A 14,932-nucleotide genomic window follows, 5' to 3' on the forward strand; every position below is an offset into this window, starting at 1 on the left:
GCGTCGCCGTTGAAGCGCTCAGGCTGGCCCTTGCTGGTGCAACTGACCCAGGCGGCTGCGTGTCCGCATCAGGTCGGCGATGGCGCCGCCCAGGCTCTTGTCCAGCGCCTGCTTGCCGATCACCAGCACCTCCCGGTCCTGGTCGTAGAGCACATCCACCAGGTTGACGAAGCGCTGCTGGGCCGCCAGGGAGCACGCGGCCAGGTCATCCAGGCCGTCGATGATCCAACGATCATAACGCTCGGCCAGGGCCAGGTAATCAATCACTGCGGTCGGTTGTTCGCACAGATCGTCAAAGCTGAACATCACTTGACGCCCCTCGCTGGCCAGCGCCCGCATGGGCCGTTGGTTGATCTCCAGCCGCACCCTCTGCGGTGTGGGCACCCGCAGCGCCGTACGTTGCCGCGCATCGCCCGGCCAGACATAGTGCCCCTGGGTAAAGCGCTGGTGTTCGCGATTGGCCGGCAGGCTGCGAAAGTCGGTATCCCCAGCTACCTCCAGCACCTGCATATGGCGGTTGATCAGGCGGATCACCGGCAAGAAGCGCGCGTGGTACAGCGGGTTGGGCAGTAGCCCTTCAGGGGCATAGTTGGAGGTGAGCAGCAAGACCACGCGTCGGGCGAACAGCGCATCGAACAGCCGGGTGAGCAGCATGGCGTCGCCGATGTCATGGACATGGAACTCATCGAAACACAGGACCTGGCAGTGGCCCAGCAGTGCGTCGAGAGTGGCCCCCAGGGCATCGGCCTGGGCCCGGTGATGGTGCATGCCCTGATGCAGGCGGGCGAAGAAATCGTGAAAGTGCAGGCGGCGCTTGGCCGCCGTCGGCACTGCCTGAAAGAAGCCATCGAGCAGCCAGCTCTTGCCGCGGCCGACTGCACCGTGCAGGTACAGGCTGCGCGGCGGGCCTGCGTCGAGGCTGCCCAACAGACCGGCCATTGCCTCGATCACCTGAAGCTGCCCGTCGCTCAGGGCATAGCCACGCGCGGTGGCCATGTTCTGGAAGTAGGTCAACAAGGTGGGGGCCTTGGCTGGGGCACAGCGCAGGCGCTGGCTAATCTGGCGCAAGGGCGCGGGAATCCAGGTGGGCAATTGGCAGGCTCCTCGGGCCGAGTCTGGGGCAGGGCGCAGCTTGCGCGATGCCAGGCATTTTGACCAATCGAGAATGTGTCGGGCACCGATCGCGAAAGGCGATAGGTCAGGACGTTTGCTCGAGTTGCCGCTCGATCAGGTACTTCACCGCCAGGCGGCGTTCCTTGAGGTGACGCAGGTCTTCGTCCACAAAGTTGCCTGCCGAGATCGACTCGGCTGCCAGCACCTGGTTGTCGATGTCCATGTATTCGTCCAGCAGGCGGTCGAGTTTTAGGTCGTGCTGCCGCCGCTGCTGGACGATTTCGCGCGGGTAGTGCAGGTCCTGGTAGAGGTCATGGGAAACGGGCATGGCGTCCTCCTTGTAATGCGCCGGTGGGATCTATCTGATTGGAATGGCGGAACGCGATTGTGTTGAGGCGAAGCGGCGCAATTACGACGAGTGGTTGTATATCCGTATTCGCGAGGCCACTGCAGTACCCGGGGAAGACCTGGGCGGGCGGTCCCAAGCCCCCTCCGTGGAAGCGCGCGAACAGCTGGGTGACTGACTAACTTGCTGTTTTTCTGCGTTTTTTTAAAAAAAAAGCTTTGCACTTGGAAAAAAGCTTGTTAAAGTGCCGGCCATTCCAGAGCGACGACACACGGAGTTGCCAGGGATTGTCAGCCAGGCAGTGCCAGTCACTTGCCACAGCCGATATAGGGGCGTCGCCAAGCGGTAAGGCAGCAGGTTTTGATCCTGCCATGCGTTGGTTCGAATCCAGCCGCCCCTGCCATCACCAAGCTATTTATCCCCCCAAATCGCCTTTCGGCGATTTTTTCGTTTCTGCCTACCTCTTTTCCAGCAGATCGGCCAGTGCCTGGGCCAATACCTGTTCGCTCACCGGTTTCTGAATGACCAGGCTGCCGGGCAGTTCCAGCCCCTGCAACTCGGCATAACCGGTCAGAATTACCACGGGCAGGCCAGGGAAGCGCTGGCGCGCCGCATGCGCCAGTTGCGCGCCATTGAATTCCGGCATGGCGAAATCGGTGAGCAGTAGCTCAACCTGATCGTCGAGCAATGCCAGCGCCTGTTCGCTGTTCTGCGCCTGGCGCACCTGATAGCCCTGACGAAGCAGGACGTCACTCATCATTTCACGTACCAGGTGGTCGTCATCCACCAGCAGTACGCTGCGCACACCGCCCGGTTGCGTGAACGCAGGCGGTGCGCTCTGTTCATGGATTGTCAGCGTCTCTGCTTGATGCACCGCAGGCAGGTAGACACTGACCTGGGTGCCGCGACTCGGAGCGGTATCGATGCGCACGCCGCCGCCAGACTGCTTGGCGAACCCGAACACCTGGGCCAAGCCCAGGCCTGAACCTTTGCCGATGTCCTTGGTGGTGAAGAATGGCTCGAAGACCTTGGCCAGTACCTCCTCACTCATGCCGCAGCCGGTATCGCGGATCGACAGCACCACGTATTCGCCCGGTTCCGGGTCCTCGGGGCGCAGTGGGCGATTGCTGACCCTGTCGTTGCGCGTGGCCAGCGTCAGTTGGCCGCCATCGGGCATTGCGTCTCGCGCATTGATGGCCAGGTTGAGGATGATCATTTCGGTCTGGGTCAGGTCAGTCAGGGCTTGCCACAGGAGGGGATCGAGGTCCAGCCGCACCGAGATATTGCCGCCCAGGGTGCGTCGCAGCAGCTCTTCCAGCCCGGACAGGGTGCGGTTCAGATTGACCGCTACCGGCTCCAGCCGCTGCTTGCGAGAGAATGCCAGCAATTGCGCGGTCAGCTTCGCGCCACGCTCGCCCGCTTCGCGGATATGCTGCAAGCGCGTGCTGGCCTTGTCCAGCGAGCCTTTTTCCAGGTCCCGCTGGAGGAAGCTGGCGCCGGTGAGGATGACCGTCAGCAGGTTGTTGAAGTCGTGCGCGACACCCGCGGTGAGCTGGCCGACCGCCTCGAGGCGCTGCATCTGCTGCAACGTCGCTTCTATACGTTCACGTTCGGCAATCTGTTGGCGCAGGGATTCGTTGGCCTTGGCCAGTTCGAGCGTCGCCTCGCGCTCGCTGGTGATATCGCGTGCGACCACGTACAGCAGCCTGTCGTCGGGAACCACCACCCAGGAAAGCCAGCGAGGGTGGCCATTGGCGTGCAGGATGCGCCCGACGAAGCGGGCGCTGGTATTGCCCGACGACAAGGCCGCCAGTTCGCCGAGCAGGGCAGGCTGATCGGACTCGGGGACCAGATGCAGCAACGACGTCTGGCCCAGGCGCTCCCGGGTGAAACCCAGGCTGGCTTCCCACGCCGGGTTCAGAGTGACGGGGGTAAGGTCGTGGTTCAGCACTGCCAGCAGGTCCTGGGACAGTTCCCAGGCACGATCGCGCTCACGGGTACGCCGCTCGACCCGTTCGCCCAGCATCTCGTTGAGCTGTTCCAGGGCGCGGGTGGCCTGACGTTGCTGGTGGATGTCCTGCAGTACGCCGGAAAAGCGCACGCAGCGCTCATCGACGAACTGGGTCTGACCGCTGGAAAGCAACCAGCGCGGTTCCAAGCCATTGGGTTGGGCGATACGGAACTCGACGCGGTACAACCCGTCGCTGTCCGGGCGCATGGCTTGCTCCACGGCCTCGCGTACCTGAGGCACGTCTTCGGGAAGAATACCCTCGTAGAATACCTCGAGGCTCATCTGCGTATCGGTGGGCAGGCCGAACAAAGTTTTGCAACGGTCATCCCACAGTAGCAGTCCATCCTGGGGGCGAAACTCCCAGGTGCCCATGCCCGCCGCGTCGATGGCGATGCGTGCGCGGGCTTCGACGTCGGCCAGTGCCTCCTCGGCGCGGCGCCGGCGCTGGCGCTCATGCACTTCTGTCAAGGCACGGCGCACTGCCTTGGGCAGCAGGGGCAGGTTCTTCTTCAGCACATAGTCGGTGGCGCCCAGGCGGATCATCTCGACCGCGTGTTCTTCGCCATAGATGCCGGAGAGGAAGATGAACGGCAGGTCGGGGGACAGGCGCTGGGCGATGGCCAGTACGTCGGTGCCCGATGACCCCGGGAGCACGCAGTCGCACAGGATCAAGTCGTAGCTGCCTTCGCGCAGGGCATGTTCCACGCCGACATGGTCGTACACCAGACGCGACTGGACCTGCAGCCCGCTGCGCTCCAGGCAAAGCACCGTGAGTTCGGCGTCCATCGAGCTGTCTTCGACCAGCAGCAGCCTCAGGGGTGCGCCTTGCATCGTCGGATGTCTCAATTGCTGCCGCGCCTGTTCAAGCGCAGGGAACCTGGCGGTGGCTCGTTGAGCACTGCCCAGAACACGCCAAGATCAGAGATGGCGGCGACGAATTCCTTGAACTCGACGGGCTTGACCACGTAGGCGTTGACACCCAGTTCGTATGCACGCAACAGGTCCGGCTCCTCTCGCGAGGACGTCAGCATGACCGTCGGGATACTGCGCAGTTCGGCGGTGTCGCGCACTTGCTTGAGTACTTCCAGGCCGTCGACCTTGGGCAGTTTCAGGTCCAGCAGCAATACGGCCGGATTGCCATCGTCACGTCCGGCGTAGCTATTGCGTCGTAGGAGGTAATCCAGCGCTTCGGCGCCATCACGAAGCACGATGACTTCGTTGGCCAGTTGGCTGCGTTCCAGCGCCAGGAGGGTCAACTCCAGGTCTCTGGGGTTGTCTTCGACCAGCAGAATGGGTTTGAGCATGATACGTGCAAGTGCCTCAGGAATACGGTTGATGGCGAGGGAGGGTGAAATGGAAGCTGGCGCCCTGGCCGACCTGGCCCTCAGCCCAGACCCTGCCGTCGTGGCGCTCGATGATGCGGCGCACGCTGGCCAGGCCGATGCCGGTCCCTTCGAACTCTTCCATGCGATGCAGGCGCTGGAACACACCGAACAGCTTGTTGGCATAGGCCATGTCGAAGCCCACGCCATTATCGCGCACATACACCTCGGTTTCCTGCTCGTGTTGCATGGCGCCAATCTCGATTCGCGCAGGGGCGCGTCCGCGGGTGTATTTGATGGCGTTGGCGACGAGGTTGTGCAGGGCCATGTTTATGAACGCCGGATCCCCGATGACGACTGGCAGTGGAGCGATAGCCCAGACGATGTCGCGCCCCTGGTAATCGGGCTCGAGCTCTTGGCGGATGGCGTGCACCAAGGTGTTGAGATCGACGTCCGCCAAGCGCAGCGCCGAGCGCCCCATTTGCGAGAAGTTTAGAAGATTGTCCACCAGCGAGCCGGCGAATCGTGCCGCCTCATCGATATGGGACAGGAAGCGTCGACCACGTTCGCTGAGATGCTCGCCCTCGATCTCGTTCAGCAGTTCGGTGTAGCCGGCAATGTGGCGCAGGGGCGCGCGCAGATCGTGGGAAACGCTGTAGGAAAAGGCTTCGAGTTCCTTGTTGGACCGCTTGAGCTCTCCAGTCAGCTGTGCGAGCTCCTCGGCCTTGCGCAAGACGATACCCAACACGGCCATGCGCAGTTCAAGCACGCCATCGATGACGAGTGAGTCCCACGGAGCGCTGAACCCTCGTACTTCTTCCTGCCAACGGTCGAAACTATGACGTGGACTCAGATGCCCCTGCGGACTGATGGCTTTTTCCGGCTGCCCGGCCCAGTTGACCAAGCGTGCCTGTTCCGGGCGGAACCATACCAGGTAATGCGAATGGAGTTGCGAGATGGCGACCGCCAGGATACCGCCGACTCGACTTGCGAGCTCCGGCAGTTCTTCGATGTCACGGCTCACGTTGTCGGTGTGGAATATCACCTCGTCGCCGCGTCGCCCCAGCCAGTGCACCAGGGCATTGACCTGCGCCGCTGTAGGCGTCTCGCCGATCAGGTCGCAGCGTTCAGCGCTGATGATGGCCGCGCCGTTGGCCCCGGCGAACGCGAGCAATACCTCGGGCTGTTCGAGCAGGCCCAGGCTCACGCTGTCATGGTCAGCCATCGCTGCCAACATGCGCACGATGCGTTCGCGCAGGTCGAGCAGGGTACGGGTGCGCTCGTGGGACTCGCGCGATTCGAGCTGCAGCGACAGGACACTGGCCAGCAATTCGCAGGCTGTGCGGGTCTGGACATCCACTTGCCGCGGTCGTTCGTGGTGGCAGGACACCAACCCCCACAGTTGTCCGTCGACCACGATCGACAGCGACATGGAGGCCAGGGTGCCCATGTTGCGCATGTACTGCAAATGAACGGGCGACACGCTGCGCAAGGCGGCGAAACTCATGTCCAGCGGCTTGCCGGTCAGGGGATTGAGCGCAGGGAGCAAGGGTGAAGGCTGATAGTTGGCATCTTCGATCAGGCGGATACGGTTGATGCGGTAGAGCTCCCGGGCCTGGCGAGGGATGTCGGAGGCCGGGAAGCTCAGGCCCAGGTAACTCGGGTAACCGGGGTCGACTGATTCGGCCAGGACGGTGCCATTGCCTTCGCTATCGAAGCGGTAGGCCTTTACCCGGCCGAATCCGGTGATGCGCTTGATCTGGCGTACCGAGTGCAGCAGCAGTTCCTCGATGCTGGTCGCCTGGTGCAACGAGCTGACGAACGCACGCACCAACGGATAATAGTCGCCTTTGTAGACCCCATCGGCTTTCTGACTGGGCTCGAATTCCAGGATCAACACCTGGTCATGGCGATGGGCGAGCACGCGCAGGGGGGGCTGGTCAGGTGCGCCTTGGCGCAGCCGCACGTCGCCGATATGAAAGGGGAAGACATCCGCCTCCGGCAGGTAGTCCAGTTGGCCGCGCAGGTCGAAGTCCGCGCTGACCAGTTCGGCGAACGATTGCCCCAGGATTTCACTGGCGGGCAGGCCGAACCATCGATCGACGTTTTCGCTCGCCTGGAGAACGCGCAATGTGCTGTCGTCGACAGTCAGGAGGAAGCCTTGTGGCTGAATGCTGCCTGGAATCTGGATCGGCTCCTGGGCACAGCGTTCGATCGCCTGGTCAAGAGGGTTATGGTCGGTCGTCACGGGACTCTCCTGTAGGGCCCGTCCACGCATGGTGCATGCGTTCGCACAGGATGTGGCGGATGAACGGTACCAGAATGGCGGCCGCTTTGCCGGAATCTGGTTATTTGAACGGTGGCGGGCGCCAGGGTTTCATTGCTGCGTCTGAATTTTCCCGGTAGCGCGGTTGTGCGCGACCTGTGCCCAGCAGCCCGGAATGCGGCAATCGCCAGGCATTTTGCCAGCCCTGGCCTTTTCATTAATGCCAAAGAGGGATAGGCCTGGCCCGGCTGGGATCCAATCGCGCTGCTACGCTCAAGCTCAATCTATACGCACAAGGATCGACCGGTGACTGAGCGCTGGCTGGCCATGCTGTTGGGCCTGTGGTTGAGTGGCAACGCCATGGCAGCGGATTTTCTCGTCGAAGTGCAGGTACGCGTGCAGCGCGGGTGCATGCTGGTCAACCAGCAACGCGATGCCGGCCCGCAGGCGCAGGGGCGCATCGACCTGGGCAGCGCGGCGCGCCTGGATGGCCCCGATGCGCCGTTGAGTGGCGTGCTGCTGGCCCGGCGCCCGCCGCGCCTGGAGTGTAACCCCGATACCCCCTACCAGGTGCGTGTGGATGGCGGCCAGCACGGCGGTGTCGGCGAGCTGCGCTATCTGGCAAGCCATGACGCCCAAGCTCGACCGATTCCCTACCGGCTGTACCGCGACGCCACCTGGCGCCAGCCGCTAGCGGTGGACGTTGCGCAATCGGCGCGGGTGCCGGACAGCGGCTCGGTGGAGCTTCCCCTCTACGCACGGATCGACAAGCTGGCCTGGGTGCCCCGCGCTGGCCTGTATGCCGATCTGCTCAAAGTCACGGTCACCTGGTAGGGAGGCTTCATGCTCATGGACGCGCTGCACCGTGGTTCGATCCTGCTGCTCACCCTTGGCCCGCTGCTGCTGCCCAGTGGCGCGGCCCACGGCACCACCACCGGTTTCATCCAGGCGCGCCTGGTGATCAGCGCCGCCTGCCAGATCAGCAGCGACCCGCAACCGGCCACCCTGGGCAACCCGGGGTTGATGGACTTCGGTGCGCGGGGGCCGACCTGGGACCAACCCCTGACCAGCCGGGTTGACGAGGCCGGCGGCGAGGGCAGCCTGCAGATCAGCTGTTCGCCCCAGGTACGCGCGTTCAGCGTGCGCATCAATGCCGGGCAGAACGGCAGCGACGGCGTGCGCCGCCTGAGCAACGGTCGTGAGCTCATTCCCTACCAGCTGGCCATCGACCCGGGCGGCAACAGCCGCTACGGCATCGGCCAGGCCCGTACCTTCACCATCAGCAGTACCCAGCAAGTGCCCGTGCCCATCTACGGCGTGGTGGTCGCGCAACCGCGCGCGCTGCCTGCCGGGCTGTATCGCGACACCCTCAGGGTGACCCTGGACTGGTAACACGCAAGGAGATTCTGATGCCCAAGCACCTCACCCGCTGCATCCTCGCCAGCCTTGGCCTCGCCCTGGCTGCCCAGGCCCAGGCCGCCACCGTAACCGGCACCATCAGCTCGACCCTGACCCTGACCGCTGCCTGCCAGGTCAACGGCAGCGGTGGCACTTCCGGGCTGAATTTCGGCAGCCTCAACTTCGGCACCCAGGATTCACTGTTCACCACCGCCAATGGCCAGGTGCTCGGCGGTGGTGGCGGAGCCATGAGCATTCTCTGCTCGGCAGGCACGGTGCCGACGATCAAGGTACGTGCCGGCGCCCATGACTCGCAGTCCGCCGGCGGGACCCGGGCCTTGGCCGATGGCGCGGGTAATTTCGTGCCCTACGACTTCTACACCGACGCCGGGCACACCCAGCTGTTGGCGATCGACGGCACCATCACCCTGCCGACCAGTACCGGCGTGGCGCAGACCGTCAACCTGTATGGCCAGGCCCGGGGTAAAGCCGGCCTGCCGGCCGGGGTGTACACCGACACGGTGGCGGTCGAGCTGAGTTTCTGAGCCATGCCAGGCACTGCGCGGCTACTGGCGGTCGGCTTGTGCCTGACATTGACCCAGGGCGCCCACGCGGTCACCACCAGCACCTTCCAGGTGACGGCACAGATCGTCGCCGGCTGCCTGGTCGTCGGCGGCGTGACGGCCTATGGCGTGCTCGACTACGGCACCAGCTCGGCACTGTCCACGGCCACCCTGAGCACTTCGCTGGGCGGCAGCACGGTGACGTTTCAGTGCACCCCCGGCGTGGCCCTGAGCATGAGCCTGGACGGCGGCCAGAACAGCGCCAGCGGCACGCGCAACCTCAAGCGTTCGGGCGGTACGCAATTGCTGGCCTACCAGCTATACCGCGATGCCGGTTTCAGCCAGAGCCTGGGTATCGGCAGCAGCGTGGCGGTGAGCTACAGCGACCCGACCGCAATCAAACTGCCGGTCTATGGCCGTACCACCCTGACCGGCACCTTGCCGGCAGGGACCTACACCGATGTCGTGCAAGTGACGGTGACCTGGTGAAAGGCTACTGCGGATAACAGAGAAGGAGAGGGGCATGGGGGCAGGCGTTAACTGGGCGCGTGGGATCATCGGGCTGCTGCTGTTGGCCAGTGCACCGGCTTTCGCGGCCACTTCGGTGTTGATCTGGCCGATCGACCCGGTGCTGGAGGCCGACCAGAAGGCCGGTGCGCTGTGGCTGGAAAACCGTGGCACGGCGCCGGCCAGCCTGCAGGTGCGGGTGTTCGCCTGGCGCCAGGGCGAGTACCAGGAGCAGTTCCAGGCCCAGCGCGAGATAATCGGCAGCCCGCCGGTGGCCAATATCCCGGCGGGCCAGAAGCAACTGATCCGCCTGACCCGCACGGGTAGTTCGCCCGCGGGCCAGGAGCAGGCGTACCGCATCATCATCGACGAAATCCCCTCGCCGTTGCCGGCTGATGCCGCCAGCGAAGGGCCGAAGGCGGCGATCCGCCTGCAGATGCGTTATTCGGTGCCGCTGTTCGTCTACGGCGAAGGGCTGTGGGGCAAGCCCGACCCGGAGGGCAAGCGCAGCGCCGAAGGCGTGGGCAAGCCGCAGCTGAGCTGGCGCGCGGTCACGGTGCAGGGCAAGCCCTATGTCGAGCTGCGCAACACGGGGCCTGTGCATGCGCGCCTGACCGACGTGGTGCTGCAGCAGGCTGGCCAGGACAGGCCATTGGTCGAAGGGCTGCTCGGCTATGTGTTGCCCGGCGCCAGCATGCGCTGGCCGGCACCGGCCACGCCGGGTGCCGCCAGCGTGCTGAAAGGGCGGGTCAACGGCCAGGAGGTGGCGCAGGCCATCAAACAGGGGCAATGACCCACGCTTGAACGGATCACAGGGGCCAGGGAGGACCCGGTAATGGTTGGAAATCGTGTGTGAGCTGGGTGCGGGTGGCAACGCACCGGTTGTGGCTGGGCCTGGCGGTGCTGGGGCCCGGCCTGGGCGTGGCCGACGAGCTGCCGCCGCCGCCCTCGGAACATGCCGCCATCGCCGACGCCACGCTGTACCTCGACCTGCTGGTGAATCAGGTGGCAAAGGCTGAGCTGGTGCCGGTCCAGCAGCGCGCCGGGCGGCTGTACCTGGCCAGCGAGGTGCTGCGCGAGGCGGGCGTCAGGCTGCCGGCCGAGCCTCAGGGCGAGGTGGCCCTGGACGATATCCCCGGCCTGCACAGCGACTATGACAACCAGAACCAGCGCCTGCTGCTGCAGGTGCCGCCAGCCTGGCTGCCCGACCAGCAGGTCGGTGATCGCAACCTCTACCCCGCCAGCGACGCCCGCAGCAGCTTCGGTGCCTTGCTCAACTACGACGCCTACCTCAACGACACCGATGAGGGCGGCAGCTACCTGGCCGCCTGGAACGAGCTGCGCCTGTTCGACGACTGGGGCACCTTTTCCACCACCGGGCAATGGCGCCAGTCGTTCAATGGCGCCCAGGCCCAGGGCCGGCAGGGCTTCCTGCGCTACGACAGCACCTTCCGCTACACCGACGAGCAGCGCCTGCTCACCTATGAGGCTGGCGACCTGGTGACCGGCGCGCTGCCCTGGACCACCTCGGTGCGCGTGGGTGGCCTGCAACTGTCCCGCGACTTCGGCGCCCGTCCCGACTTGGTCACCTATCCACTGCCTGCCTTTGCCGGCGAAGCCGCTGTGCCGACCTCGCTGGACCTGTTCATCAACGGCTACAAGAGCAGCAGTACCGAGTTGCAGCCTGGCCCTTACACCCTGACCAACGTGCCGTTCATCAACGGCGCCGGCGAAGCGGTGGTGGTCACCACCGATGCCCTGGGCCGGCAGGTGTCGACCACCTTGCCGTTCTATGTCACCAGCAGCCTGTTGGCCAAAGGCCTGTCGGACTTCTCGGTGGCTGCCGGCAGCCTGCGTCGCGACTACGCCGTGCGCGATTTCGCCTATGGCCCGGGTGTGGCCTCGGCGACCCTGCGCCACGGGCTGTCCGATTACTTCACCGTGGAAACCCATGCCGAGAGCGCCGAGTCGCTGATGCTCGGCGGCCTGGGCGGCAACCTGCGCCTTGGCACATTCGGCGTGATCAATGCGGCAGTGTCCCAGAGCCGCTTCGAAGGCGATACAGGCCAGCAGCTGGCGCTGGGCTACCAGTACAACAGCCGGCGCATCGGCTTCAACTACCAGCGCGTGCAGCGCCATGGCGACTACGCCGACCTGTCGCGGGTCGACAGCCCCTACACGCGCCTGAGCCAGCGCAGCGAGCAGGCGACCCTGAGCCTGAACCTGGACAGTTACGGCAGCCTCGGCGCCGGCTACTTCGATGTGCGCGCTGGTGACGGCACGCGCACGCGGCTGATCAACCTCAGCTGGAGCAAGCCGCTGTGGCGCAACAGCAGCCTGTACCTGTCCGCCAACCGCGAGGTCGGTGACAGCCAGTGGGCGGTGCAGGCGCAACTGGTGATCCCCTTCGACCTGCACGGCACGCTGGCCTTCAGCGCCGAGCGCGGCAAGGACGGCCAGGACCTGCAGCGGGTCAACTACAGCCAGGCGGTGCCGGTGGGGGGTGGGCTGGGCTACAACCTGGGCTACGCCACCGGCGGCAACCGCGACGACTACCGCCAGGCCGACCTGACCTGGCGCCTGCAGTCGGTGCAGTTGCAGGTGGGTGCCTACGGCAGCAGCGGCGAAATGACCCGCTGGGCCGACGCCAGCGGTTCGCTGGTGCTGATGGATGCGGGGCTGTTCGCCGCCAACCGCATCGACGACGCCTTTGTGGTGGTCAGCACCAGCGGCTACGCCGACGTGCCGGTGCGCTACGAGAACCAGCAGATCGGCCGCACTGACCGCAATGGCCACTTGCTGGTGCCTTACAGCAGCGGCTATTACCGCGGCAAATACGAGATCGACCCCATGGACCTGCCCGCCGATGTGCTGGCGCCGCAGGTGGAACAGCGAGTGGCGGTGCGCCGTGGCAGTGGCTACCTGCTGGAGTTCCCGCTCAAGCGTGTGATGGCGGCGAGCCTGGTGTTGGTCGACGGCAATCAACAGGAGCTCAAGCTGGGCAGCCGTGTACGCCACCAGGAAAGCGGCGTCGAGGCGGTGGTGGGCTGGGACGGGCTGGTCTACCTGGAAAACCTGGCGCCGCACAATCGCCTGCAGGTGGACAAGGCCGACGGTGGGCAGTGCCAGGTGGCGTTCGACCTGCCTGAAGGGCAGGGGCCGATCCCGTTGATCGGTCCGCTGGTGTGCCAGTGAATGTTCAACGGCACGGCCTGCTGTTTGGCCTGTTGCTGGCGCCATGCCCGGCCTGGGCACTGTGCTCATCGGTGGCCACCACGCCAGCAGCGTTCGGCACCGTCAACTCGACGCTGGTACGTACCACCGTGCAGACTGCCTCTACCACCAATTCCGGCTTGCAGTGTACCGGCTCGCTGCTCAGCCTGCTGTCCAGCAATGACCACTTCTACGCAACCATCACGCCCGCCTCCGGTGGCCTGGTCGGCCCGACCGGCGATGTGATCAACTACACCCTGTACGCCGACAACAGCGTCAACTACCCGATCACCCGGGGCGTTGCCTTCGACTTTGCCCGCAATGGCATCATCGACCTGCTCGGCCTCCTCAATGGCACGACGCCCAAGGCAGTACCGATCTATCTGCGTACACAGATCGGTAGCAACGTCGCCGCCGGCCTGTACCAGGAAACGCTGACCGTCGCCTGGAGCTGGAACTACTGCTCTGGTATCGGCATCGGCAGTATCTGCCTGGGGCGCGATATTGGCAGTGGTAGCAATACCCTCAATGTCAGCCTGACGGTAAGCAACGACTGCCAGATCACCACGCCCAACATCAGTTTCGCCAGCGCACCGGTGGTGGCCGGGTTTGGCACGGTGAACCAGAGCTTGAGCGTGTCGTGCACCAAGGGCAGCAACTACACGGTGGGGCTGGATGACGGGCAGAATGGTGCGGGCGGGCGGCGGCGAATGAAGTCCAGTGCCAATAACTACCTGGCCTATGACATCTTCAAGAGCGCCGGCGCGGTGCGCTGGGGCTCGGTGGGCGCGGCGCGGCGTTCGAGCAGCGATGCCGAAGTGAATCCGGGGGCGGGGACCGGCACGGGCAGCCAGGTGTTCAACTACAACGCCAAGGTGTACACCGACCAGGCCACGCCGCCGGCGGCGACCTATACCGACAGCGTGATTCTGGATGTGCAGTTCTGAGTGCTGGCGTAGCTCAGCGCAGATCGCCGACCATCTTCAGCAACGTCTCAAGCACCGCCCCGGCCAGCGCCTTGGAGCGCTCACCCGACCAGCCGGTGCGCGGGTTCGGCGCATCGTCGTGGTCCTTGAACGGCATCTCCAGGGTCAGCGACAGGCAGTCATGGGCCTGGCCCACGGCATTGCAGGCCAGGGTCATGTTGGCCTCGCCTGGCTCATCGCGGGTGTAGCCGTACTGGGTCTGGAAGTCCGGGGTCAGGCTGCACAGGGTGCTGCGGAACTGCTCTTCCAGCTTGGCGATGCGCGGCGTGTAGCCGGGGTTGCCCTCGCAGGCCGCGGTGAACACATGGGGGATCTCCTCGTCGCCATGGGCATCGATGAAGGCGTCCACACCATGCAGCTTCATCTGGCTCTGGGCAAAGAACACCTCGGGGCTCAGCTCGACGCTGGCGTCCTGCCAGGCGCGGTTGAGGTCCTTGCCCTTGAAGTTGGTGCGCAGGTGTCCGAGGAAGGCACCGTCCGGGTTCATGTTCGGGATCAGGTACAGGTCGGCCTTGGCCAGCAGTTGCTGGATGACCGGGCCATTGGCCTCGAGGGCGTCGATCACACCTTCCATGAACCATTCGGCCATGTGCTCGCCCGGATGCTGCTGGGCGATGATCCACAGCTTGCGCTTGCCGGCCGCGCCGTTGCCTGCGCGCAGCAGCGGAATATCCCGACCCTGCACGCTGCGCCCGCTGGCCAGCAGTTCGACGCCGGGGATCTGCTTGGCGCGTTCGATCAACTGGTTGTGGCGTGCACGGGGGTAGGGCTCGAAGTAGGCGAACCAGGCTTGTGGCTGTTCGGCCTTGACGTCGAAGCTCAGGGCCTTGCCGTCAAACTGGCTGGGCACGCGGAACCAGGTCTGCTGGTCGTACGAGGCCACGGCGTGGTAGCCGGTCCAGGCGTTCTTGTAGGAGGACTGGTGGGCGTTGTCCAGGCTGAATCGATGGACCTGGCCCGGAGTCAGGCCGCTGGCCTTGAAATGGAACCACTGGAAGTGGTCGCTGTGACTGTCCTTGCGGATGTTCAGGTGGACGTGGGCAGGGTCGCTGGCGTCCAGGACCAGGATGTTGCCGGAGTCGAAATCGCAGTCGATGTGCAGCGGGGAGAGCGTCACGGTCATTGCCAGCCTCCTGTTGGCGTTGTTGTGACCGTACTCTACACCGCCTGGTGGTGCGGGTGCGCAGGTTAATTGACGCAGTCGTGG

At 64.8% G+C, this 14,932-nt stretch carries 13 protein-coding genes and 1 tRNA gene; 8 read left to right on the forward strand and 6 right to left on the reverse strand.

Going from position 1 to position 14,932, the window contains the following annotated elements; genetic code table 11:
• Window positions 1–18: 18 nt before the first annotated feature.
• Entirely contained in the window at window positions 19–1,092 is a 1,074-nt protein-coding gene (zapE, locus tag OH705_RS10265; RefSeq protein WP_267302109.1) for a cell division protein ZapE, read from the reverse strand.
• Window positions 1,093–1,198: 106 nt separating this feature from the next.
• On the reverse strand, window positions 1,199–1,441 hold the full coding sequence (locus tag OH705_RS10270; protein ID WP_023630739.1) for a hypothetical protein: 243 nt from the start codon (window positions 1,439–1,441) through the stop codon (window positions 1,199–1,201).
• 346 nt (window positions 1,442–1,787) lie between these two features.
• Between OH705_RS10270 and OH705_RS10275 the strand changes: the two genes are divergently transcribed.
• A tRNA-Gln gene (locus OH705_RS10275) sits at window positions 1,788–1,862 on the forward strand.
• 54 nt (window positions 1,863–1,916) lie between these two features.
• On the opposite strand, the gene OH705_RS10280 is transcribed toward OH705_RS10275, so the two are convergent.
• Genes OH705_RS10280 through OH705_RS10290 form a run of 3 tightly spaced genes read right to left on the reverse strand, consistent with a single transcriptional unit; the run spans window position 1,917 to window position 7,040 of the window.
• Complete coding sequence (locus tag OH705_RS10280; protein WP_267302110.1) at window positions 1,917–4,301, reverse strand: response regulator; 2,385 nt, start codon at window positions 4,299–4,301, stop codon at window positions 1,917–1,919.
• An 11-nt stretch (window positions 4,302–4,312) separates the two neighbouring features.
• A complete protein-coding gene (locus OH705_RS10285; protein ID WP_023630737.1) occupies window positions 4,313–4,774 on the reverse strand; it encodes a response regulator in 462 nt (153 codons plus the stop codon).
• A 16-nt stretch (window positions 4,775–4,790) separates the two neighbouring features.
• Complete coding sequence (locus tag OH705_RS10290; RefSeq protein WP_416383570.1) at window positions 4,791–7,040, reverse strand: ATP-binding protein; 2,250 nt, start codon at window positions 7,038–7,040, stop codon at window positions 4,791–4,793.
• 324 nt (window positions 7,041–7,364) lie between these two features.
• On the opposite strand from OH705_RS10290, the gene OH705_RS10295 reads away from it, so the two are divergent.
• The 7 genes from OH705_RS10295 to OH705_RS10325 all read left to right on the forward strand — a co-directional run bounded on the left by OH705_RS10295 (window position 7,365) and on the right by OH705_RS10325 (window position 13,686).
• Entirely contained in the window at window positions 7,365–7,892 is a 528-nt protein-coding gene (locus tag OH705_RS10295; RefSeq protein WP_160290851.1) for a spore coat U domain-containing protein, read from the forward strand.
• Window positions 7,893–7,916: 24 nt separating this feature from the next.
• The gene (locus tag OH705_RS10300; protein WP_038707477.1) at window positions 7,917–8,450 is read left to right on the forward strand and encodes a spore coat U domain-containing protein; all 534 of its coding nucleotides are present in this window, start codon (window positions 7,917–7,919) and stop codon (window positions 8,448–8,450) included.
• Window positions 8,451–8,467: 17 nt separating this feature from the next.
• On the forward strand, window positions 8,468–9,001 hold the full coding sequence (locus tag OH705_RS10305; RefSeq protein ID WP_023632357.1) for a spore coat U domain-containing protein: 534 nt from the start codon (window positions 8,468–8,470) through the stop codon (window positions 8,999–9,001).
• Window positions 9,002–9,004: 3 nt separating this feature from the next.
• A complete protein-coding gene (locus tag OH705_RS10310) occupies window positions 9,005–9,508 on the forward strand; it encodes a spore coat U domain-containing protein (RefSeq protein WP_023632358.1) in 504 nt (167 codons plus the stop codon).
• Between the two features lie 34 nt (window positions 9,509–9,542).
• Complete coding sequence (locus OH705_RS10315; protein WP_038705773.1) at window positions 9,543–10,319, forward strand: molecular chaperone; 777 nt, start codon at window positions 9,543–9,545, stop codon at window positions 10,317–10,319.
• Between the two features lie 68 nt (window positions 10,320–10,387).
• A complete protein-coding gene (locus OH705_RS10320; RefSeq protein ID WP_267302228.1) occupies window positions 10,388–12,721 on the forward strand; it encodes a fimbria/pilus outer membrane usher protein in 2,334 nt (777 codons plus the stop codon).
• The gene (locus OH705_RS10325; RefSeq protein WP_267302112.1) at window positions 12,718–13,686 is read left to right on the forward strand and encodes a spore coat U domain-containing protein; all 969 of its coding nucleotides are present in this window, start codon (window positions 12,718–12,720) and stop codon (window positions 13,684–13,686) included. The genes OH705_RS10320 and OH705_RS10325 overlap by 4 nt, the downstream gene beginning before the upstream one ends.
• A gap of 13 nt (window positions 13,687–13,699) precedes the next feature.
• Here OH705_RS10325 and OH705_RS10330 read toward each other — a convergent pair whose 3' ends face one another.
• Window positions 13,700–14,848 carry a M14 family metallopeptidase gene (locus OH705_RS10330; protein WP_267302113.1) on the reverse strand — a complete coding sequence of 383 codons (1,149 nt, stop codon included), beginning with the start codon at window positions 14,846–14,848 and terminating at the stop codon, window positions 13,700–13,702.
• Between the last annotated feature and the right edge of the window lie 84 nt (window positions 14,849–14,932).

It is taken from the genome of Pseudomonas sp. BJa3 (assembly GCF_026343815.1).
In the GTDB taxonomy this organism is placed as follows: domain Bacteria; phylum Pseudomonadota; class Gammaproteobacteria; order Pseudomonadales; family Pseudomonadaceae; genus Aquipseudomonas; species Aquipseudomonas soli.